The organism is Azospirillum sp. (genome assembly GCF_035628975.1).
In the GTDB taxonomy this organism is placed as follows: Bacteria; Pseudomonadota; Alphaproteobacteria; order Azospirillales; family Azospirillaceae; genus Azospirillum.
The window spans coordinates 116,566-135,650 of the sequence record NZ_DASPIS010000006.1; the positions used below are offsets into that span (position 1 = coordinate 116,566).

Below are 19,085 nucleotides of genomic sequence, written 5' to 3' on the forward strand. Positions count from 1 at the left end.
TGTGCACATCAGGTCAGGTTTTGGTTCATGGTTTTGTCCGACGATGCGCTTGCCCTGCTTCGAAGCTCGATCCGTTCGGTATGGGCGCTCGAACTTCTGCTTCTGCTGCGCCGGAACCCCGAGTGCGATTGGTCGAACGGCGATCTCGTAAGGGAGTTGCGGGGCAGCGACGTGGTGGTCCAGGAGGCGCTTGGCGGTTTCCTGGGGGCCGGGCTGGTGGTGGCGCTGGCGGACGGCCGCCACCGCTACCATCCCGCCGCACCCGTCCTCGACCAGTGGGTCGAGGAGATCGCGCAGGCCTATGCCACCCGTCCGTCCGCGGTCATCCGGGAGATTTTCGCCGCCCCCGGAAACAAGGTGCAGATCTTCGCCGATTCCTTCCGTTTCCGCCTCAACGACTGACGCCAGTGAATGACATGATCGCCGCTTTCCAATCCGACATCGTGGACCGATCCCCCTCTCCTTTGCCCGGGAGAGCGGGGTGGGGGAGCTGACATGGACGTCGTGAAGTCGGCGGTCTATCTGCTGTGCTTTGCCGCCAGCCTGCTGTGCATGGTCCTGCTGCTGCGCAGCTACCTGCGGTCGCGCAGCCGCCTTCTGCTGTGGAGCACTCTGTGCTTCGTCTGTCTGGCGATCAACAACCTGCTGCTGTTCATCGATGTCGTCGTCCTGCCGACCCAGGTCGACCTGCTGCCGTTCCGCCAGTTCTCCGCCATGGCCGGCGTGGGCGTGCTTCTCTATGGCTTCATCTGGGATGCAGAGTGATGCTGCCGACGACCTCCAGCTTCTTCACCGGTGCGCTTGCGGCACTCTATGCGGTTGCAGGACTGTTCTTCCTCAGCTTCTGGAGGAGGACGCGAGACGCGCTGTTCGTCTCCTTCGCACTGGCCTTTGCCCTGCTGGCGGTGAACCAGACCGTGCTGGCGCTTGGCGGGCTGGAGCGGGAGGAGCAGAGCTGGGTCTATCTGCTGCGGCTGCTGGCCTTCCTCGTGATCATCGCCGCCATCGTGCGCAAGAATTTCGAGGGGCGCCGCCACCGCTGAGGGGGGAGTTTCCGGGTCACTTCCGCCCGTCACCGAACCGGCGGCAGTCCCACTCGTCGGTGCCGGACGACGCCCGGCCGCCGTTGGAGGTGCGGTAGCGCCCGTCGTCGCACTGGCCGTTGCCGGCATAGCGGCTGTAGCCGTCCCGGCCGCGTCCGCCGTAATGCCCGTTACCGTAATGATAGCCGTTGTCGTAGCCGCCACGGCGATGGTGGCGCCGGTCACGCTCGTAATCCCGGTCATCGTCGTCGTCATCGCCGGCCGTCGCCGCCAGCACGCCCAGCCCGACCACCGCGGCGCCGAGCAGCAGGGCGCCCGTCATGTCGTCGTTTCCGTTCCCGTTGCCGGCGCAGCCCGGCAGGGCCAGCGACACCGCAAGGCAAGCGGCCAACACCGTCCTGCCGCCGAAGACACCGCGCCGCACCGTCTTTTCCATCGCCGCCTCCCAGCATACGGGTACTTTCATGTATGAACACACAGGCGGAGTTTTTCATCCAGTACCATTATAATTTCTTTTTAGAAATATTTGTCCTTCCCGGCTTTCGCTGTCCTGAAGGCATGCCCGGGTGCTCACCACGGGGCTTGGCCCGGCCGGGATGAAGCCCTATGGTCGGCCTGCTGTCGCCAATATGGGGAGTGCGTGGATGTTCACCGCCAGGATCCTGCTGCTCGGCTCCGGTGAGCTGGGCAAGGAATTCGTCATCGCCGCAAAGCGGCTGGGCTGCGAGGTCATCGCCTGCGACAGCTACGCCAACGCCCCGGCGATGCAGGTCGCCGACCGGGCGGAGGTGTTCTCCATGCTCGACGCCGACGCCCTGCGCGCCGCTATCGCCAAGCATCGCCCCGACTTCATCGTGCCGGAGGTGGAGGCGATCCGCACCGAGGTGCTGCACGAGTTCGAGGATGCCGGCACCACCGTGGTGCCGTCGGCCCGCGCCGCCACCATGACGATGAACCGCGACCGCATCCGGGAGGTCGCCGCAACGGAACTCGGACTGCGCACCTCGCGCTACCGTTATGCCGAAAGCCTGGAAGAAGTCCGCGCCGGGGCGGAGCACACCGGTTTTCCCTGCGTCATCAAGCCGGTGATGTCGTCGTCGGGCAAGGGGCAGAGCACGGTGCAGGACGCCGCCGGTCTGGAAGCCGCCTGGGACTATGCGGTGGCCAACATGCGCGGCGACCGCCGCAAGGTGATCGTCGAGGAATTCGTCCCCTTCGAATACGAGATCACGCTCCTGACCGTCCGCACCCGCGACGGTATCCTCTACTGCGAGCCGATCGGCCACCGGCAGGAACGCGGCGACTACCAGGAATCCTGGCAGCCGGTCGCCATGCCGCAGGCGATGCTGGACGATGCCAAGGCGATGGCGGCCCGCGTCGTCGACAATCTCGGCGGTTACGGGATCTTCGGCGTCGAGTTCTTCGTGACGGCCGACGAGGTCGTCTTCTCCGAACTGTCGCCGCGCCCGCACGACACCGGCATGGTCACCCTGCTGTCGCAGAACCTGTCGGAATTCGAACTGCACGCCCGCGCCATCCTGGGCCTGCCGATCCCCAGCATCGTCTGCCGCAGCCCCTCGGCCTCCGCCGTCATCCTGGCCGACCGCGAATCCGAGGATTTCCGCATCGAGGGGCTGGCCGATGCGCTGGGCCTCGGTTCGGTGGAGCAGGAGGTCGATGTCCGCCTGTTCGGCAAGCCGACCACCCGCAAGAACCGCCGCATGGGCGTGGCGCTGGCGACCGGCACCGACACCGACGACGCGCGGGCGCGGGCCAAGCAGGCTGCGGACAAGGTGACGATCCGGTATTCGTGATTGGCTGTGCCGCGCCGCGGGCGGGAGACGGTTCCTCGCCCGCGGCGGCCTTGTCAGACAGAGGTGGCGAGCGCTCCGGACAGGGTGTTCGTTTCGATCAGGGGCGCTGCCCGGCCGCTGGTGGTCAACGGTGCGATCGAGCGGCCTTCGCGATAGCCGAAGGCTACATAGTGGGAGATTGCCGCCGTTTCGCTGCTGCCCAGCACACGCTGAAGATCGGGGTTGCGGGACAGATAGGCCGCAGTATTGAAGGTCGTCGACCGTCCTTCCAACCGCCCGGTGGTGGCATAATGGAGGGCCGCCGCCGTGGTATCGTTGCCGAATGCCCGGATCAGGTCGGGGTTGGCTGCGATATAGCCCATGGCGTTGAATGATGTGCTTCGCCCTTCCAACCGCCCGCTGGTGATATAATGCCGGGTCGCGGCGATGGTGTTCGTCCCGAAGGCAGCGGCAAGATCCCGGTTCGCTGCCAGATACCCGGCTGCATTGAAGCTGGTGGAGCGGCCTTCGCTGTAGCCGCTCTGGACATAATGGTCGAAAGCCCCCGACTCGTTGGCGCCGAGCGCGGCCGCCAGATCGCGGTTGGCCGCCAGATAGCCCAGGGCATTGAAACCCGCGGCGCTGGAGGATGCCACCGTGCGGTCATAGAAGCGGATGTACTCGACGTTCGTCAGCAGGTCGGAGCCGTTGCTGCGGTCGAGAACGGCGACCGCCCCGTTGAAGGCGACGAGTTTGTCTGCAGTGTAGTACTGGCTGCTGATGACGGTGTCCGTGCCTTCGCCGCCGTCGATGAAGTCGGTCCCATACCCGCCGCTGATGAGATCATCGCCGCCGCCACCGGCGATGTAGTCGTTGCCTGAGTGGCCATACAGAATATCTGACTGAGCCGAGCCGAAGATCTGGTCGTTGCCCGACAGCATCGACTGTGTGGTCAGAGCGCTTGCAAGGCTGTAGACGCTGGAAAAGCCGATGCTGGTATTGCTGAACGAAACCAGAAGCGTGCCGTTCGGCTGGGTCGCCGTGATGGACGTTATCCTGCCCGAAATATTGTAATCGGTTATATTCAGAACGCCCCCAACCGTGATGTCCATCACCGGAGTGTTGTTCAGCTTATACCGAAAAGTAATCTGTGACGAGCTTTGCGCAACAAGATAGAAGTTATCGTAGACAATCCCAGCGGTGTCATTGCTTCCTGACAGATTGACGGCCACATTTGTGACAACAGTACTCATCTCAAATCCTTTTCCGACTATCCAATGCCGAAATCTGGTCAGCGTCCATTGTCCGATTTAGCGATTATTCATCCGCAGGCGGAGAATATGATCGCTGGCGGGTGGGCTCTACCTGCGAATTGGCGGCTCGGCGGCAACACTCCCTTTCCATTCCGCGGGCGGGCGGGGAATGTTGCGCGTTTGATGCAGCCTTAAGTATAAATTTCGGACCGAGGAAAGTCTAGGGTTGAGCAGCCGTCCTTATCATCATATGCCTGCGGCAATTCCCGCAGCACAATGCCGCTACCGCCCCAGCAGCCTGTCCACCCGCCGCAGCGCGGGGAACATCGCCGCCCACAGTCCGGCCAGCCCGACCGCACCGACGCCGCCCAGCACCACCGCCGGCACCGCGCCGATCATCGCGGCGACACTGCCGGATTCGAACTCGCCAAGCTGGTTCGAGGCACCGATGAACAGCGAGGTGACTGCGCCGACCCGGCCGCGCATCTCGTCGGGGGTGGACAACTGGATCAGCGTCTGGCGGACGAACATGCTGACTTGGTCGGTGGCGCCGACCGCCAGCAGGGCGATGAAGGACAGCACCGGATCGGTCGACAGGCCGAAGGCGATGGTGGCGACGCCGAACCCGGCGACGGCGACCAGCATCCAGCGTCCGGCATGGCGCTTCACGCCCCAGCGGGTGATGACCATCGCCATGGCGAGCGCCCCCAGCGCCGGGGCCGAGCGCAGCAGGCCAAGTCCCCATGGACCGACGAACAGCACATCGCGGGCATAGATCGGCAGCAGCGCCGTCGCGCCGCCCAGCAGCACCGCGAACAGGTCGAGCGAGATGGCGCCCAGGATCTCCGGCCGGCTGCGGATGAAGGCGGCGCCGGCCAGCATGCTCGTCAGGCTCATGGCGCGCTTGGTCATGGTGACCGGGCGGGGCCGGCAGGCGGCGATCAGCAGGACCGACAGCACCAGCATCGCCGTGCTGACGCCATAGACCGCTGTCGGGCCGGCGATGTAGAGCAGGCCGCCCAGCGCAGGGCCGGAGATCTGCGCCACCTGCACCCCCGACGATTGCCAGGCGACGGCGTTGGGCAGATCCTCCAGTGGCACCGTCGCCGACAGGATCGCCTGGTTGGCGGGTCCTTCGAAGGACTTGGCGAGGCCGATCAGCGCCACCACGGCGAAGATCGCGTGCGGCGACAGCGCGCCCGCCATGGTCAGCAGGAACAGGGCGGCGACCGCGGCCATTTCGACGGACAATGCGCCGAACAGCACCGTCTTGCGGTCGTTGTTGTCCACCACATGGCCGGCCACCAGGACCAGCGCCAGGGTGGGCAGGAACTGGAACAGCCCGACCAGCCCGAGGTCGAGCGGGTTGTCGGTCATGGCGTAGACCTGCCAGCCGACCGCTACCACCTGCATCTGGATCGCCAGCATCGAACAAACCCGCGCGCACCAGAACAGGGCGAAGGCGCGGTGACGGAAGGCGGACCGGAAACTATCCCCGGCCGCGGGGGCACTGGTCATTCAAACTGGCTCCAGAAGTGTGGCGAGCCCCAGCCCGCCGCCGATGCCGAGCGTGGCGAGCCCCCGGCGGGGCGACATGCCCGCCGCGGGGAACAGCAGCTCGGTGAAGAGGCGCGTCACCAGGATGGCTCCCGACGCGCCATAGGGATGGCCGAGCGCCAGCGCACCGCCGCCGACCGAAACGCGGGACTGGTCGATGCCAAGCGCGTCGAGGCTGGCCAGTACCTGGGCGGCGAAGGCCTCGTTGAACTCGATCAGGTCGATGTCGGCAGCCGACAGGCCGGGATTGCGGGCCAGCAGCTTGGCCACCGCCGGAACCGGGCCGGTGCCGAGCAGATTCGGGTCCACGCCGGCCGCTACGCTGTCCACCACCGCCAGCCCTTGGGTCAGGCCAAGCTCGCGGTACTTCCGCTCCGACACCACCGCCACCACGGCGGCGCCGTCATTGACCGGGCAGGCGTTGCCGGCGGTCACGGTGCCGTCCGGCCGCAGGATGGGGCGCAACGCCGCCAGCTTGTCGAGGCTGGTGTCGGCGCGCGGGCACTCGTCGCGATCGACGATGCGGCCGTCGCGCAGCGTGAGCGGCACGATCTCGCGCTTAAACCGCCCGGTCGCCTGGGAGGCGACCGCCTTGCGGTGGCTGTCCAGGGCGTAGCGATCCTGCCGGGCGCGGTCGATTCCGTAGACGGCGGCGACATTCTCCGCCGCTTCGATCATCGACGGGTCGCCGATCTGGTCGGGGGCGAAGCGCGCGCGGTCGTAGAAGGACGGGCTGCGGTAGAGGCTGGATGGCTTGGCGACGCGCCAGGGGGCGGTGCTGGTGCTCTCCACCCCGCCGGCCAGCACGACGTCGCAGGCGCCGGACTGCACCAACCGGGCAGCGAGGTTGATCGCCTCCAGCCCGGACCCGCATTGACGGTCCACCGTCACGCCCGGCACCGAAACCGGCAGGCCGGCCGCCAATGCCGACAGTCGCGCGACATTGCCGCCGGGTCCGACCGCATTGCCCAGCAGCACCTCGTCCACCTCCGCCGGCCCGATCCCGGCATCGGCAAGCACTGCGCGGATCACCGGCGCGGCGAGGTCCTCGACGGGCAGTTCGCGAAGGGCGCCGCCGATGCGGCCGACCGGGGTGCGACGCGCGGCGACGATGATCGGGTGGGTCAAGCGCTGCCCCGCTCAGTTTCCCTCTCCCCCCCGGGGAGAGGGTCAGGGTGAGGGGGAGGCATATCGAGGATTTTTTCGGCTGCGCCGAACCCCCTCATCCCAACCTTCTCCCCAGGGGGGAGAAGGGGCTTGGCGCCGGAGCGGGGAGGTGCGTTCACGGCCATTACTCCACCACCTCCAGCCCACCGCCCTTCGCCCGCTCGCGCACATCGGAGCGGGCGATCTTGCCACTGCCGGTCAGGGGCATGTCGGCCGCCGCGAACACCCGCCGCGGCGCCTTGTAGGCCTCCAACCGCTCCTGGCACCAGTCGCGCAGGTCCGCCAGTGATGCGCGGCTACGTCCGCGCCACCAGACCACTGCGGACAGGGCGTCGCCCCAATAGGGATCGGGCAGGCCGAACACCACCGCCTCCGCAACCGCGGGATGGGCGCGCAAGATCGCTTCCACCTCCGCCGGATAGACATTCAGGCCACCGGTGATGACCATGTCGCCGGCGCGTCCGACCAGCCGCAGCCAGCCCTCGCCGTCGATCCAGCCGTAATCGCCGACCGTGCCCCAGCCGTCCCGCTCGCGATATCCGGCGCCGTCGGTGGTGCCAAGATAGCCGTCGCTGAGCATGCCGCTCCGCACCCAGACAGTACCGGGCCGGCCGCGCTCCACCGGGTTGCCGTCATCGTCGCGCAGGCTCAGCTCCACCCCATGGAAGGGGCGGCCGACGCTGTCCGCCGGAGCGCCCTCGTGCGACGAGCGCAGGCTGACGAAGCTCAGTTCCGATGCGCCGTAATATTCCAGCACCGCGGCATCTGGGCAAAGTGCCGCCAGCCGGTCATGCACGGCGGGCGCCAGTTTGGCGCCGGAGCAGACCACCCGACGCAGGGCGGGGAAGCGCCGGCCGTCGCGTTCCGCCGCGTCGAGAATGCCGACCAGCATCGTCGGCACCAGCACCAGCGTGGTGACACCCCGCTCCGCCAACTGCGCCGCCGCGTCCGCCGCGTCGAATTTCGGCTGCACGCGGATCGTGGCGCCGGCCGACAGCCCTTCCACCGCGCCGTAGAGGCCGAGGCCATGGACAAGCGGCCCCGGCACCAGCACGACATCGTCGGGACCGATGCCGAACTCCACCCGGCTCGCCTCCAGCGTCGCCAGCCATGACCGCTGGTTGCGGATGAAAGCCTTCGGTCGCCCGGTGGTGCCGGAGGTGAAGCCGACCAGAAAAGGCGTCCTCGGGTCGACTGCCGGAATGCTCCAGCCCGCCGGCTGTGCGGCGATCCAGGCGGCCGCGGTCTCCGTCGTCAGGTGCAGGTCCGGCTGGAAGGTATCGAGTGCGGCGGCGGTCTGCGCCGCGCTCCATTTCGGATCGAGCAGCCCGACGATGCCACCGGCCGCGACGATGCCGAAGAACAGGGCCGGAAGCTCCGCACGGTTGCCGAGGCTGAGCGCCACGCGCGGCGATGCACCGTCCGTCCGCAGGGCCGCTACCCCGGAGCCTGCCCGCCGTACCTGCTCCAGCAGGGCGGCGTAGGACACCGCCACGCCATCGAACACCAGGGCGGGATGGCCGGGCGTGCGCCCGGCCGCGAGCGCGAATGGGCGTGCGAGGTTGTCCGCCCCGGTGATGCCGCCGCTCGATGACGGTCGGTCAGGCGCCATTCTCTCAGGCGCCATCCTCTCAGGCATGGATCGGCAGGATGCCCGCACGGCGCACGCCCGAAGCGGCGACCGCGGCAATGCCGGCCTTGATCAGGTCGCCCGGCACGAAGGCCAGCGAGCCGAAGATGGCCTTCTCGATCGGCAGACCGGCGACCAGCCACAGCCAGGGAATGCCGCCGGCATAGACGACAAGGATGCCGCCGACGACGCTGACCGCGAACAGGCGGATCGGGTTGGCGTTGGTGGCGAAGCGTTCCGCCAGCCAGCCGGTGACGAAGGCGGCCACCGGCCAGGACAGCACGAAACCGCCGGTCGGCCCCATCAGCACGCCGATGCCGCCACGCCCGCCGGCCAGCAGCGGCAATCCGGCGGCAACCAGCAGAACGAACAGCAGGGCGGCGATGCCGCCGCGCTTGGCGCCCAGGATGGTGCCGGCCAGCATGACGCCCAGCGTCTGCGCGGTGACCGGCACCGGCAGGAAACCGAGCGGAATCGGCGGCGCCATGCCGAGCCCGCCCAGCAGGGCGGCGAACAGGGCGCAGAGGACGAGGTCGCGGGTGGACAGCATTGCGGACGCTTCCTTCGGATGGTGACGTTATCGTTGTGTACTGTTTTTTGTTGCGGCTTGTGATCCGGAGTCCGCCGGATCGTAGCCGCGTGCTTCCAATGCGGCGGTCAGATCATCGGCCATGGTGAGGATCTTGACCAGCAGCGGAACGAACAGGGCGGCTATGTTGCGCTCGACGCCGCGGGCGCGCTGGGCCATCCGCACCTCGCGCACCTGCTCGCCCAGCAGGGGGATGAAGCGGATGGTCAGTGCCAGCATCAGCGCCATCTTGGCCGGGTTGACCCCAACCGGGCGCAGCAGGCCGAACAGCCGCTCGAACAGGTCGACCATGTCCATGACGCGGGTGGTCAGCGTGACCAGGGTCGCCAGCAGGATCAGGGCGGCGAAACGGGCGATGGCGACCGCCGTCTCTTCCCACCCGCCGCCGGCCAGCAGGGACTGGAAGCCGAACAGCAGGGTCAGCATGGCGACCGGCGCCCGCAACTCCATCAGCACCCGCCCGATGGGCAGCTTCGCCACGACCAGCACCGTCGCCCCGGCCAACCCGGCGGCCAATGCTCCCCAGGCACCCGGCAGCGCCAGCACGATGATGGTCACCAGCAGCAGACCGCCCAGCTTCGCCCCCGCCGGCAGGCGGTGGATGGCCGACTCCCGATGCAGGTAGAGACCCAGCATCAGCCGAGCCGCTCGATGTAGGCCGGCACGGTCTCCGCCGGCGGCCCATCCGCCACGACGCGGCCATCCTCCAGCACCAGCGCCCGGTCGAAGTCCTTCACCATGTCGAGGTCGTGGGTGACGACGATCACCGTCTGCGGCAGTCCGCGCAGCAGTTCGATCACCTTGCGGCGGTTGCGCAGGTCGAGCAGGGTTGTCGGCTCGTCGAAGATCACATAAGCCGGTTCCAGAACCAGCACCCCGGCGATGGCCAGCAGTTGCTTCTCGCCGCCGCTCATCTGGTGGGCCGGCTGGTGGCGGTAGCGGTCGAGGCCGTAGCGCTCCAGCGCCCCGGTAACGCGGCGGGCGATCTCGTCCTTCGGCAGCTTGCGCGCCTTCAGCCCGAAGGCGATGTCCTCCTCCACCGTCGGATAGACGATCTGGGTGTCGGGATTCTGGAAGACGAACCCCACCCGCTGGCGCACGGCCCGGCCTTCGGTGCGGGTGTCCAATCCGTCGACGGTAACGCTGCCGGCGGTCGGTACGATCAGCCCGTTCAGCAGCCGCGCCAGCGTGCTCTTCCCCGACCCATTGCCGCCGAGAATGGCGATGCGCCGCTCCGCCAGCCGCAGCGACAGGTCGTGCAGGACGGGACGGTCGCCATAGGCGTGGGTGACTGACCGGAGTTCGATCATCGACGGGGGACGAGCTTTCGCGTTGCAGTTCTGTTGCGCATGCGAAAGGTTCTTAGCGAGTATATGAAGCGCGTGCCAGGGGGGAAGTTGCCAAATTCGCAACTTATGCCCCCTCCCTAACCCTCCCCCGCTCCGCGGGAGAGGGGACTGCCGCTATAACGCAAATCCACCCTCTCCCGCGAAGCGGGGGAGGGGAGGGGCCCATGCGTCAGCATGGGAAGGGAGGGGGCAATGCCAGGTGGTGCACTGCAAGAACTTAGAAGCTGTTCCGCTCGTGATACGTCTGCAGGAACTGCTGCACCCGCGGTTCCGTGGATTCGTGGAAGACCTCGCGCGGGGTTCCGAAGGCGGCGATGCGGCCGTGGTCGAGGAAGGCCACCTTGTCGGCGACGTTGGCGGCGAAGCCCATCTCGTGCGTCACCACCACCATGGTCATGCCGTCGGCGGCAAGATCGCGCATAACCTGCAGCACCTCGCCCACCAGTTCGGGGTCGAGCGCCGAGGTCGGCTCGTCGAACAGCATCAGATGGGGTTCCATCGCGATGACGCGGGCGATTGCCACGCGCTGCTGCTGGCCGCCCGACAGGCGGGCGGGATAGCTGTCGGTCTTGGCGGACAGACCGACGCGGTCCAGCATCCGGCGGGCATGGGCGGCTGCCGCGGCCTTGTCCATGCCGCGGACCTGCACCAGGGCTTCGGCCACATTCTCCAGCGCCGTCATGTGGGGCCACAGGTTGAACTGCTGGAACACCATGCCGACGTTGCGCCGCAGGTCCCGCAGGTCGCGGTTCGACAGGCGGCGGCGCGGCGTCTCTTCGGTGTAGCCGACCAGCTTGCCTTCGATGCGGATCTCGCCGCGGTCGTAGACCTCCAGGAAGTTGACGCAGCGCAGCAGCGTGCTCTTTCCCGACCCGCTGGGGCCGATCAGGCAGACGACCTCCGACTTGTTGACGGTCAGGTCGATGTCGCGCAGCACCTCGTTGGTGCCGAAGCTCTTGCTGACGCCGCGGATGGTGACCATCGGCGCGGCGTCGCCGGCGGTGGCGGAACGGGGCGAGGAGGCGGTTTCGGAAACGGTGGTCATCACGCCCTCGCGGTTGCGGTCTGGGTCGAGGAGCCCTGCGGCGACGCATGGGTCAGGAAACGGGTGACGCGGGCTTCCAGCCGGCGGCCCAGGCGCGACACCACCTCCACCAGCAGCCAGTAAAACAGCGCCATGCCGACGATGGTCTCGAAGGTGGCGAAGGTTTCCGCCGCCATCGTCTGCATCTCGTACATCAGTTCCGGCACGGTGATGATCGACAGCACCACCGTCTCCTTGGTCAGGATCGCCATCATGTTGACGATGGCCGGAATGGTCGACACCAGCATTGCCGGCACGATCACCCGGCGCAGGATCGAGCCGTAGGACATGCCGAGGCTGAGCGCGGCCTCCACCTGCCCCTTCGGCACCGCCTGATAGCCGGCGCGGAAGATCTCTGCGAAATAGGCGCTGCCATAGATGCCAAGCCCGAGGATGCCGGCCGCCGTCGCCTCCAGCCGCAGGCCGATGGACGGGCCGCCGCTGTAAAGCAGGAACAGCTGGATCAGGAAGGGCGTGCCGCGGATCACCTCGATATAGGCGCGGATGACCCAGCGCAACGGCTTCACCGGGATCTGGCGCAGCAGCATCAGGACGAAGCCCAGTACCATGCCGATCAGGCAGCCGGCGCCCCAGCACAGGATGGTGACGCCGAAGCCGCGCAGCAGCGCCGGGCCGTACTGGACGAGAAGGGTGAAGTCCAACATCGGATCAGGCCTGTTGCAGGCGGCGTTCGACCAGCGTGCCGAACAGGGCCAGCGCGCCGTTGATCGCCAGATAGATGACCCCGGCCGCGAGATAAATCTCAAGCGGGCGGTAGTTGGCGGCAGAAATGGTCTGGCTGGTCCGCGTCAGCTCCGCCACCCCGACGACGGAGATCAGCGAGGACGCCTTCAGCAGCAGGATCAGTTCGTTGACCAGGGCCGGCACCGAGATGCGGAAGGCCTGCGGCAGCAGGATGCGCGTCCAGATCGCCGATCCGGGGAAGCCCAGCGCCAGCGCCGCTTCCGACTGTCCGTGCGGGACGGCGTTCAGCGCGCCGCGGTAGATCTCCGACACATAGGCGCCCGATGCGAGGCCGAGCGCGGCGATGGAGGCGACCAGAGGCGGCACGTCGATGCCGATCAGCGGCAGCATGTAGTAGATCAGCAGAAGCTGGATCAGCAGCGGCACGCCGCGGAAGAAGCTGACATAGACGCCGCCGGCCATGTCCGCCGCCCGACCGCCGGACTGCCGCGCCACGCAGACGACCAAGCCGATCACCTGCCCCAGCAGCACGCCGAGCAGCGAGACCCAGACGGTCGTGACGGCCGCCCCCAGCAGATGGGGAAGGGCGTCGATGATGACGCTGAACTTCATTGATGGGCCTTCGTCGGCGGAATACCGGAACCTAATCCCCTCTCCCCCCGCTCACGCGCAAACAAAGTTTGCGCGTGAGCGGGGGGAGAGGGAGTGATCCGCATCCCTTACAGCTGCGGTTCCGGAACGGTGGTCGGCAGTTCCTGCGAGACGCCGAACCACTTCTTCTGGATGGTCGCCATGCGGCCGTCCTTCTGGATCTTGACGAGGGCGGCGTTCACCGCCTCGATCAGGCTCTTGTCGTCGTCGCTGAGGCGGCCGACCCACGAGAAGTAGGAGGGCTTGCCGAAGGGCGGCAGCACGACGGCGAAGGTCTCCTTGCGCTGGGCGGCGGCGAAGGCCAGGTTCGGCAGCGAGTTGACCGAGGCATCGATGCGGCCGGCGGCCAGATCGGCGTAGGACTGGTTGCTGTCGACATATTCGCGCACGTCCGGCGGGGTCGGCAGGGTCTGGCCGAACTCCTTGACCTGGGCCAGCTGCGAGGTGCCCTTGCCGCCGCCGACCTTCTTGCCGGCGATGTCCTCCGGCTTGTTGATGCTCTTGTCGTCGGCGCGCTTCATCATCGCGGCGGTCGCCTCGGAGATCGGAACGGTGAAGGCGTAGCGCTTCATGCGCTCCTTCGTGATCGTAACCGGGGCGATGACCAGATCGAACTTCTTGGCTTCCAGGCCGGGCAGGACGCTGGTCCAGGGCAGGTCGATGTGCTTGGCCTTGACGCCCAGCTCCTTCGCCACCTCGTCGATCAGGTCGCGGTCGACGCCCTTGTATTCGTTGTTCTCCAGGAAGTCGAAGGGCGGGAACTGCATCTCGGTGGCGACGGTGAGGACACCGGCCTTCTTCACGTCGGCCAGCGTGTCGGCCATCGCCGAGCCGGCCGCGGCACCGGTCACCAGCAGAGTGGCGCCGAGCAGCGCCGCCTTGAACATCGTCCGAACCATACCCTTGCTCTCCATCGTGAGTGGTCCCCTGTCGTGGCCGGCCGACTGTAGCCGGTCCTTTTGTGTTTACAAATTCAACTCGGTCGCGCTGTCGGTGATCGACGATCCGCTGAGGCTGAACCGGTCGCCGACCGAGAGGAAATGAACCAGCGTCACCGGCCGGCTGAGATGCATGGTCTGCCGCCGGATCGACAGGCAGGCCGCTCCGGCCTCCACCCCCAGCAACGCCGCCATCTCCGCCGTGGCGTTGACCGCGCGCACCGTGTGGTCGGCCGACGACCAGGGAACCCGGTCGACCAGCCAGCGGCTGGGCGCCACGCTGTCGAACGGTTCCTCCGCCACTTCCGGAACGGCGTCGAGATTGACGAGACGTCGCTCATGCTGGATCGGCGTTCCGTCGCTGAAATGCAGGCACTCCAACGCCAGGATCGGCGCACCGTCGGGCAGGTCGGGCCAGCGGATGCCCTGTCCGTTACGAAGGCTCTTGCGTTCGCGGATGCGGAACTCGTAAACACGGCCCTCCCGCGCGACGACGTCGCCGATGTCCTCGATGGGCAGGGCGAAGCGATCGCGGCGGCCGGTGGCGACGAAGGTCCCGGCACGGCGGCGGCGGACGAGGAAACCCTCCCGCGCCAGCAATGCGATGGCCTTGTGCACGGTCTGGCGGGAGACGCCGTAGAGGCTCGACAACTCCGCCTCGTTGGGCAGGCGTTGGCCGGCCTGCCAGCGGCCCCGCAGGATCTGGCCGGCAACGGCGCGCTTGATCTGGTCGAACAGCGCGCCGCGGCCGTCGAGGGTGAGGCCGTCGAGTGAGAGGCCGTTGGGGGAAAGGTCATCCCGCGGGGCGCCGGCCGGCGTGGGTGCCGATCCGCCAACGCGGTCCTGTCCGGTCAGGCCTTGTCGTGCCACCCCCTGCACCCCGCTCTCCGCGCCGCGATGTGACGTTTCGGCGATAATGTATGTACATAATCTTACGGTCAATCGCCAATTCCCGGTCCGGCGGCCGGTATTGCTGCAATGCGGCGGAAAACCGCCTACCCCGTTCGCCGGGGCTTGCGCAACTGCCTGAAAAAGCCAATTGGAGTGTGGGATTTGCATTAAAATCGGTTTGGGCGCGTGCATGTGGGGATGGCAGGGCAAGGTCGGGTTGATCGGGAATCCGGCAACCGTGCGGGACGATCTGGTCGGCTGTCCGGATTGCGGGCGGCTTCACCGTGTCCGAGAACTGCCTCGCGGCGGTCGAGCCGTCTGCACCCGGTGCAGCGCGCTGCTGTACCGGCATGTGGCGGGCGGGGTGCATCATGCCCTGCCGATGGCGTTGACCGCGCTGCTGCTGCTGGGACTGATCGCCGTCAATCCGCTGATGGCGGTGCATATCCAGGGCAACGACCGCGCCGGTCTGGTCACCACCGGGTTGGAGGCGCTGGCCGACCAGGGGATGTGGCCGCTGTCGCTGCTGGTCGGGCTGCTGGTGCTGGGCGCGCCGGTGGTCCGCGTGGTGGGGGTGATCGCCGTGCTGCTTCGCCTGCACGGGGGACGTCCGCCGGAGTCGCCGCGTTCGACCGCCCGGCTGTTCGCCTTGACCGAGTCCCTGCGCCCCTGGGCGATGCTGGACGTCTTCCTGCTTGGCCTGCTGGTCGGCTATTCCAAGCTGTACGGATTCGCCAATGCGGAACTGCTGACCGGCGGACTGGCGCTCGGCGGCTATGTACTGGCGATCACCGCGATGGACCAGGGGCTCGACCGCCGGGCGCTGTGGTCGGCCATCGACCATGTGCCTGCAGATCCTTCACCGTCCCCGCAGCGCTGGGTCGCCTGCCCGGTCTGCCAGCGCATCCACGGCCATGACCACGCGCCCGCGCCGCACCGCTGCACCCGCTGCGGCAGCCGCATGCATGAGCGGGAACCCGACAGCCTGGGGCGCACCACGGCGCTGGTGGCGACCAGCGCAATCCTCTATGTCCCGGCCAACCTGCTGCCGGTGATGACCGTCGTCAATTTCGGCCAGGGCGACCCCAGCACGATCCTGGGCGGGGTGGGGGAATTGGCGGGGTCCGGCATGTGGCCGCTGGCCCTGCTGGTCTTCGTCGCCAGCATCGCCGTGCCGCTGCTGAAGCTGGGCGGGTTGGCGTGGTTCGTCGTTGCCGCTTGGCGCGGATCGGCCGCTCGGCTGCAGGGACGGACCCGGCTCTACCGCTTCATCGACGCTATCGGGCGCTGGTCCAATGTGGACGTATTCATGATCGCCATCCTCACGGCACTGGTGCAGTTCGGCGCCGTCGCCTCCGTCCGCGCCGATTCCGGCGCGATCGCCTTCGCCGCCGTGGTCATCCTGACCATGCTGGCAAGCCACGTCTTCGACCCGCGCGTGATGTGGGACCGGGCGGATGGGGTGCGGCATGACTGACGCCGGCCCGCCCCCGTCTTCCGCCTCTTCCGCCGCTCCGCCGTCCCCGCCCTCGCACCCGCCGGAGGTCGAGGTGTCGACGCGCCGCAGGCTGTCCTTCCTGTGGCTGCTGCCGCTGGTGGCGGCGCTGATCGCCGGCTGGCTCGGCTGGCGCTGGCTGGAGGACCGAGGCCCGCAGATCGTCATCACCTTCCAGTCCGGCGACGGGCTGGAGGCCGGGCGGACCCGCATCAAGCACAAGAACGTCGATCTCGGCGTGATCGAGACGGTCCGCCTGTCCGACGACCTGTCCCAGGTGATCGCCACCGCCCGCATGGACCGCACCGCCGGCCGCCACCTGAAGGAGGGGACCCGCTTCTGGGTGGTGGCGCCGCGCCTCAGCCTGGGCGGGGTGTCGGGGCTGAGCACGGTGGTGTCCGGCACCTATGTGGAGATGGAGCCCGGCGGCGGCGAGGATCGGCGCGAGTTCGACGCGCTGGACGAACCGCCGGTGATCCGCGCCGACGTGCCGGGCCGCAGCTTCTCCCTGAAGGCGGAACAGCTGGGATCGCTGGCGCAGGGCTCCCCTGTCTATTTCCGCGGCGTCCAGGTGGGCGAGGTGATGGGCTACAACCTGTCGCCCCAGGACCGCACGGTGTCGGTCTCCATCTTCGTCCGCGCACCCTACGAAGGGCTGGTGCGGGAGGGGAGCCGCTTCTGGCGGTCGTCGGGCGTCCAGTTCACCGCCGGGGCCGAGGGCCTGAAGTTCCAGACTGAATCGCTGAAGACTCTGGCGCTGGGCGGCGTGGTGCTGGAAACCCCGCCCGATCCGGAGGCCGGGGGGCAGGCGATGGACTGGACGACCTTCACCCTCTACGAGGACCAGACATCCGCTGCCTCGGCGCGCGACCGGCTGCGCGTGCGCTATCGGCTGGAGTTCCCCGGCTCGATCCAGGGATTGCAAGCCGGTGCGCCGGTGCTGTTGCGCGGCCTGACGGTCGGTCATGTGGCCGCCGTGCGGCTGGAGTATGACGAGGCGACGCAGGAACTGCGCATTCCCGTCGACATCGATTTCGAACCGGATCTCGTCGCCCGGACCTATTCCGTCGTCGACGGCAAGCCGATGGACGAGGCGGCCGTCCGCAAGCTGATCGCCACCCAGGTGGAAAAGGGGCTGCGCGCCCGTCTGGCGTCCGGAAACCTGCTAACCGGGCAGAAGCTGGTGTCCTTCGACTACGCACCGGGCGTGCCGCCTTCGCCGGGGTCGGAACGGTCGGAACTGCCGACGGTGGCGTCCAGCGATCTCGATTCGATCATGGCGTCGGCAGGCGTGGTGATGGAGAAAGTCTCCGCGCTGCCGCTGGACGCGCTGATCGCCGACCTGCGCGGCACCCTGCAGTCGGTCAGCGGCCTCGCCGGTTCGCCGGATCTCGCGCGCTCCCTGGCGGCGCTCGCCAAGGCGTTGGGCAGCGCCGACGCGCTGATGCGCGATGCCGACCGCCAACTGCCGGACTTGGTGAAGAGCCTGCGCGGGGTGGCGACGGCGGCGCAGGGAACGCTGAACAGCGCCAACGGCCTTCTGGGCGGTGGCGGCGGGCAGGCCGATCTGGCGGGGGTGATGCGGCAGTTGAACGACGCCGCGAGGTCCTTCCGTGTGCTGGCCGATTATCTGGAACGTCACCCGGAGGCACTGCTCCGGGGCAAGAGACCGTAAGGGATGGGGGAAGGGATGGCGATGGGACGGGTGCGCGGATGGCGGGCGGCGGCGATGGCGCTACCCGTGCTGGTGCTGGCGGCCTGCCAGTCGACGCCGGAAAGCCGGCTCTACACGCTGGCGGTGGTGCCGCCGGCGGCAACGGCGCAGCCTGTCCGCACCGCACCCCAGACTTTGGCATTGGGATCGCTGGACCTGCCGATGCTGGTCGACCGGCCGCAGATCGTCCGCCGCATCGACGGCAACCGGGTGGAGGCGCTGGAGTTCGACCGCTGGGCCGAACCGCTGGCCGATGGGCTGCGCTCCACACTGGCCGGTGATCTGGCGGCGCGCCTGCCGGGCGTGACCGTCCTGCCGGTGGCCGGCAGCGCGGTGGGGGAGGGCACGGCGGTGCTTGCCGTCACCGTTCTGCGATTCGATGCCGATGTCAGCGGCCGGGTGGTACTCGACGCGCAATGGAGCCTGTCGCAGGCCGGCGGCGCCCGGAAGAGCGGCCCGTCGCGCGAGACGGTGGAAATTCCCGCCGCCAGCGCCGAGCCGGATGCCCTGGTGCGGGCGATGAGCCAGGCGGTCGCCACCTTCGCCGACCGCATCGCCGCCGGGGTGCGCCGCTGAGGAGGGCGCGCTCTCCTGGAGCGGCGTGACTTCAGTGAAGCAGGGTGGCGCCGCGGTCGGCGGTCGGGCGGGGACGCTCCATGCGCTCGGCCACCGTCCGATGGGGCCACGCGTCTTCCGCCGCCGGGTCGGGCATCTGCAGTCCGGCGCGGGACAGTGCGGAGGCCAGGACGCAGAGCGGCGCCATCGCCATCCGCACGCCCGGCAGCGGCAGCCAGTCGTTCATCAGCAGTCCGGCCTCGCCATGCTGCCCCTGCTGGGCCAGCCGCAGCATGTCGAGCAGCAGCGCCTCGTCGACGCCAAGCGACGGGCAGGGCGGCCGGTGCAGGTCCAGCGGACGGGTGGTCGCCGCCAGCACGATGCGCATCAGCGTGTCGAAGGCCACCGCGGCGTCGTTGGACAAGCCCGCCGCGGTCATGCCGTCCTGCCAGTGCGGATGCTGGCGTTCCGGCTCGCGCAGCGGTTCGGCCCACAGGCGCAGAACGGACACGACCAGCGCCTCCGCAGCGTGCAGATCCTGGAAACGCTCGCGGGCCGGCATGGCGTGGCGATGGGACGACATGGTGGACATGGCGAACTCCGCTTTGGGGAACAGGCGGAGGGTAGGGCGTTTCAAATGATAATGCAAGTCATTCGCATTTGCATTGTGG

At 68.1% G+C, this 19,085-nt stretch carries 21 protein-coding genes; 7 read left to right on the forward strand and 14 right to left on the reverse strand.

All coding sequences use genetic code 11. The features are described from left to right. The first annotated feature begins 27 nt into the window (after nucleotides 1-27). The 3 genes from VD964_RS01645 (at nucleotide 28) to VD964_RS01655 (ending at nucleotide 1,043) form a co-directional block, all read left to right on the forward strand. Nucleotides 28-402 (forward strand): hypothetical protein, encoded by a 375-nt coding sequence (locus tag VD964_RS01645; protein ID WP_324864859.1) that lies wholly within the window; start codon nucleotides 28-30, stop codon nucleotides 400-402. 93 nt (nucleotides 403-495) lie between these two features. Then, nucleotides 496-765 (forward strand): DUF5985 family protein, encoded by a 270-nt coding sequence (locus tag VD964_RS01650; RefSeq protein ID WP_310118740.1) that lies wholly within the window; start codon nucleotides 496-498, stop codon nucleotides 763-765. Continuing rightward, nucleotides 765-1,043: a DUF5985 family protein gene (locus tag VD964_RS01655; RefSeq protein ID WP_324864864.1), complete on the forward strand. Its 279-nt coding sequence runs from the start codon at nucleotides 765-767 to the stop codon at nucleotides 1,041-1,043. The genes VD964_RS01650 and VD964_RS01655 overlap by 1 nt, the downstream gene beginning before the upstream one ends. A 16-nt stretch (nucleotides 1,044-1,059) precedes the next feature. On the opposite strand, the gene VD964_RS01660 is transcribed toward VD964_RS01655, so the two are convergent. Further along, nucleotides 1,060-1,509 (reverse strand): hypothetical protein, encoded by a 450-nt coding sequence (locus tag VD964_RS01660; RefSeq protein WP_324864866.1) that lies wholly within the window; start codon nucleotides 1,507-1,509, stop codon nucleotides 1,060-1,062. 178 nt (nucleotides 1,510-1,687) lie between these two features. Here VD964_RS01660 and purT point away from each other — a divergent pair, with 178 nt between their 5' ends. Continuing rightward, a complete protein-coding gene (gene purT / locus VD964_RS01665) occupies nucleotides 1,688-2,857 on the forward strand; it encodes a formate-dependent phosphoribosylglycinamide formyltransferase (protein WP_324864868.1) in 1,170 nt (389 codons plus the stop codon). A 53-nt stretch (nucleotides 2,858-2,910) separates the two neighbouring features. Here the strand turns inward: purT and VD964_RS01670 are convergent, their stop codons facing one another. From VD964_RS01670 to VD964_RS01725, 12 genes are all read right to left on the reverse strand, one after another. Then, complete coding sequence (locus VD964_RS01670; RefSeq protein ID WP_324864870.1) at nucleotides 2,911-4,089, reverse strand: hypothetical protein; 1,179 nt, start codon at nucleotides 4,087-4,089, stop codon at nucleotides 2,911-2,913. 282 nt (nucleotides 4,090-4,371) lie between these two features. Then, the gene (locus VD964_RS01675) at nucleotides 4,372-5,607 is read right to left on the reverse strand and encodes an MFS transporter (RefSeq protein WP_324864872.1); all 1,236 of its coding nucleotides are present in this window, start codon (nucleotides 5,605-5,607) and stop codon (nucleotides 4,372-4,374) included. Continuing rightward, nucleotides 5,608-6,774, reverse strand: coding sequence for a thiolase family protein (locus tag VD964_RS01680; RefSeq protein ID WP_324864874.1), 1,167 nt, complete (start codon nucleotides 6,772-6,774; stop codon nucleotides 5,608-5,610). 163 nt (nucleotides 6,775-6,937) lie between these two features. Further along, nucleotides 6,938-8,425, reverse strand: coding sequence for a class I adenylate-forming enzyme family protein (locus VD964_RS01685; protein WP_324864876.1), 1,488 nt, complete (start codon nucleotides 8,423-8,425; stop codon nucleotides 6,938-6,940). Nucleotides 8,426-8,444: 19 nt separating this feature from the next. Beyond that, the gene (locus tag VD964_RS01690) at nucleotides 8,445-8,993 is read right to left on the reverse strand and encodes a biotin transporter BioY (protein ID WP_324864878.1); all 549 of its coding nucleotides are present in this window, start codon (nucleotides 8,991-8,993) and stop codon (nucleotides 8,445-8,447) included. A 27-nt stretch (nucleotides 8,994-9,020) separates the two neighbouring features. Beyond that, nucleotides 9,021-9,668, reverse strand: coding sequence for an energy-coupling factor transporter transmembrane protein EcfT (locus VD964_RS01695; protein WP_324864880.1), 648 nt, complete (start codon nucleotides 9,666-9,668; stop codon nucleotides 9,021-9,023). After that, nucleotides 9,668-10,342 carry an energy-coupling factor ABC transporter ATP-binding protein gene (locus tag VD964_RS01700; RefSeq protein WP_324864882.1) on the reverse strand — a complete coding sequence of 225 codons (675 nt, stop codon included), beginning with the start codon at nucleotides 10,340-10,342 and terminating at the stop codon, nucleotides 9,668-9,670. Before VD964_RS01700 ends, VD964_RS01695 begins: the two co-directional genes overlap by 1 nt. 256 nt (nucleotides 10,343-10,598) lie before the next feature. Next, a complete protein-coding gene (locus VD964_RS01705; RefSeq protein ID WP_324864884.1) occupies nucleotides 10,599-11,426 on the reverse strand; it encodes an amino acid ABC transporter ATP-binding protein in 828 nt (275 codons plus the stop codon). Further along, a complete protein-coding gene (locus tag VD964_RS01710; protein WP_324864886.1) occupies nucleotides 11,426-12,130 on the reverse strand; it encodes an amino acid ABC transporter permease in 705 nt (234 codons plus the stop codon). The genes VD964_RS01705 and VD964_RS01710 overlap by 1 nt, the downstream gene beginning before the upstream one ends. 4 nt (nucleotides 12,131-12,134) lie before the next feature. Next, nucleotides 12,135-12,782 carry an amino acid ABC transporter permease gene (locus tag VD964_RS01715; protein ID WP_324864888.1) on the reverse strand — a complete coding sequence of 216 codons (648 nt, stop codon included), beginning with the start codon at nucleotides 12,780-12,782 and terminating at the stop codon, nucleotides 12,135-12,137. Nucleotides 12,783-12,889: 107 nt separating this feature from the next. Further along, the gene (locus VD964_RS01720) at nucleotides 12,890-13,720 is read right to left on the reverse strand and encodes a transporter substrate-binding domain-containing protein (RefSeq protein ID WP_324864890.1); all 831 of its coding nucleotides are present in this window, start codon (nucleotides 13,718-13,720) and stop codon (nucleotides 12,890-12,892) included. Nucleotides 13,721-13,786: 66 nt separating this feature from the next. Then, on the reverse strand, nucleotides 13,787-14,629 hold the full coding sequence (locus VD964_RS01725; RefSeq protein WP_324864892.1) for a GntR family transcriptional regulator: 843 nt from the start codon (nucleotides 14,627-14,629) through the stop codon (nucleotides 13,787-13,789). A gap of 259 nt (nucleotides 14,630-14,888) precedes the next feature. Between VD964_RS01725 and VD964_RS01730 the strand changes: the two genes are divergently transcribed. Genes VD964_RS01730 through VD964_RS01740 form a run of 3 tightly spaced genes read left to right on the forward strand, consistent with a single transcriptional unit; the run spans nucleotide 14,889 to nucleotide 18,435 of the window. Continuing rightward, nucleotides 14,889-16,127: a paraquat-inducible protein A gene (locus VD964_RS01730; RefSeq protein WP_324864893.1), complete on the forward strand. Its 1,239-nt coding sequence runs from the start codon at nucleotides 14,889-14,891 to the stop codon at nucleotides 16,125-16,127. Then, nucleotides 16,120-17,820, forward strand: a complete 1,701-nt coding sequence (locus VD964_RS01735; RefSeq protein ID WP_324864895.1) for an intermembrane transport protein PqiB — start codon at nucleotides 16,120-16,122, stop codon at nucleotides 17,818-17,820. The genes VD964_RS01730 and VD964_RS01735 overlap by 8 nt, the downstream gene beginning before the upstream one ends. Before the next feature lie 15 nt (nucleotides 17,821-17,835). Further along, nucleotides 17,836-18,435 (forward strand): PqiC family protein, encoded by a 600-nt coding sequence (locus VD964_RS01740; RefSeq protein WP_324864897.1) that lies wholly within the window; start codon nucleotides 17,836-17,838, stop codon nucleotides 18,433-18,435. Nucleotides 18,436-18,466: 31 nt separating this feature from the next. Here the strand turns inward: VD964_RS01740 and VD964_RS01745 are convergent, their stop codons facing one another. After that, nucleotides 18,467-19,006, reverse strand: a complete 540-nt coding sequence (locus VD964_RS01745; RefSeq protein ID WP_324864899.1) for a hypothetical protein — start codon at nucleotides 19,004-19,006, stop codon at nucleotides 18,467-18,469. Nucleotides 19,007-19,085 lie beyond the last annotated feature (79 nt).

Excerpts from the sequence above, each read along its gene's own strand:
- VD964_RS01670 (WP_324864870.1), bottom strand. The coding sequence starts at position 4,089 with ATGAGTACTGTTGTCACAAATGTGGCCGTCAATCTGTCAGGAAGCAAT.
- VD964_RS01675 (WP_324864872.1), bottom strand. The coding sequence starts at position 5,607 with ATGACCAGTGCCCCCGCGGCCGGGGATAGTTTCCGGTCCGCCTTCCGT.
- VD964_RS01715 (WP_324864888.1), bottom strand. The coding sequence starts at position 12,782 with ATGAAGTTCAGCGTCATCATCGACGCCCTTCCCCATCTGCTGGGGGCG.
- VD964_RS01700 (WP_324864882.1), bottom strand. The coding sequence starts at position 10,342 with ATGATCGAACTCCGGTCAGTCACCCACGCCTATGGCGACCGTCCCGTC.
- VD964_RS01645 (WP_324864859.1), top strand. The coding sequence starts at position 28 with ATGGTTTTGTCCGACGATGCGCTTGCCCTGCTTCGAAGCTCGATCCGT.
- VD964_RS01720 (WP_324864890.1), bottom strand. The coding sequence starts at position 13,720 with ATGGTTCGGACGATGTTCAAGGCGGCGCTGCTCGGCGCCACTCTGCTG.
- VD964_RS01710 (WP_324864886.1), bottom strand. The coding sequence starts at position 12,130 with ATGTTGGACTTCACCCTTCTCGTCCAGTACGGCCCGGCGCTGCTGCGC.
- VD964_RS01695 (WP_324864880.1), bottom strand. The coding sequence starts at position 9,668 with ATGCTGGGTCTCTACCTGCATCGGGAGTCGGCCATCCACCGCCTGCCG.
- VD964_RS01745 (WP_324864899.1), bottom strand. The coding sequence starts at position 19,006 with ATGTCCACCATGTCGTCCCATCGCCACGCCATGCCGGCCCGCGAGCGT.
- VD964_RS01740 (WP_324864897.1), top strand. The coding sequence starts at position 17,836 with ATGGCGATGGGACGGGTGCGCGGATGGCGGGCGGCGGCGATGGCGCTA.
- purT (WP_324864868.1), top strand. The coding sequence starts at position 1,688 with ATGTTCACCGCCAGGATCCTGCTGCTCGGCTCCGGTGAGCTGGGCAAG.
- VD964_RS01660 (WP_324864866.1), bottom strand. The coding sequence starts at position 1,509 with ATGAAAGTACCCGTATGCTGGGAGGCGGCGATGGAAAAGACGGTGCGG.
- VD964_RS01735 (WP_324864895.1), top strand. The coding sequence starts at position 16,120 with ATGACTGACGCCGGCCCGCCCCCGTCTTCCGCCTCTTCCGCCGCTCCG.
- VD964_RS01705 (WP_324864884.1), bottom strand. The coding sequence starts at position 11,426 with ATGACCACCGTTTCCGAAACCGCCTCCTCGCCCCGTTCCGCCACCGCC.
- VD964_RS01650 (WP_310118740.1), top strand. The coding sequence starts at position 496 with ATGGACGTCGTGAAGTCGGCGGTCTATCTGCTGTGCTTTGCCGCCAGC.
- VD964_RS01655 (WP_324864864.1), top strand. The coding sequence starts at position 765 with ATGCTGCCGACGACCTCCAGCTTCTTCACCGGTGCGCTTGCGGCACTC.
- VD964_RS01685 (WP_324864876.1), bottom strand. The coding sequence starts at position 8,425 with ATGGCGCCTGACCGACCGTCATCGAGCGGCGGCATCACCGGGGCGGAC.
- VD964_RS01690 (WP_324864878.1), bottom strand. The coding sequence starts at position 8,993 with ATGCTGTCCACCCGCGACCTCGTCCTCTGCGCCCTGTTCGCCGCCCTG.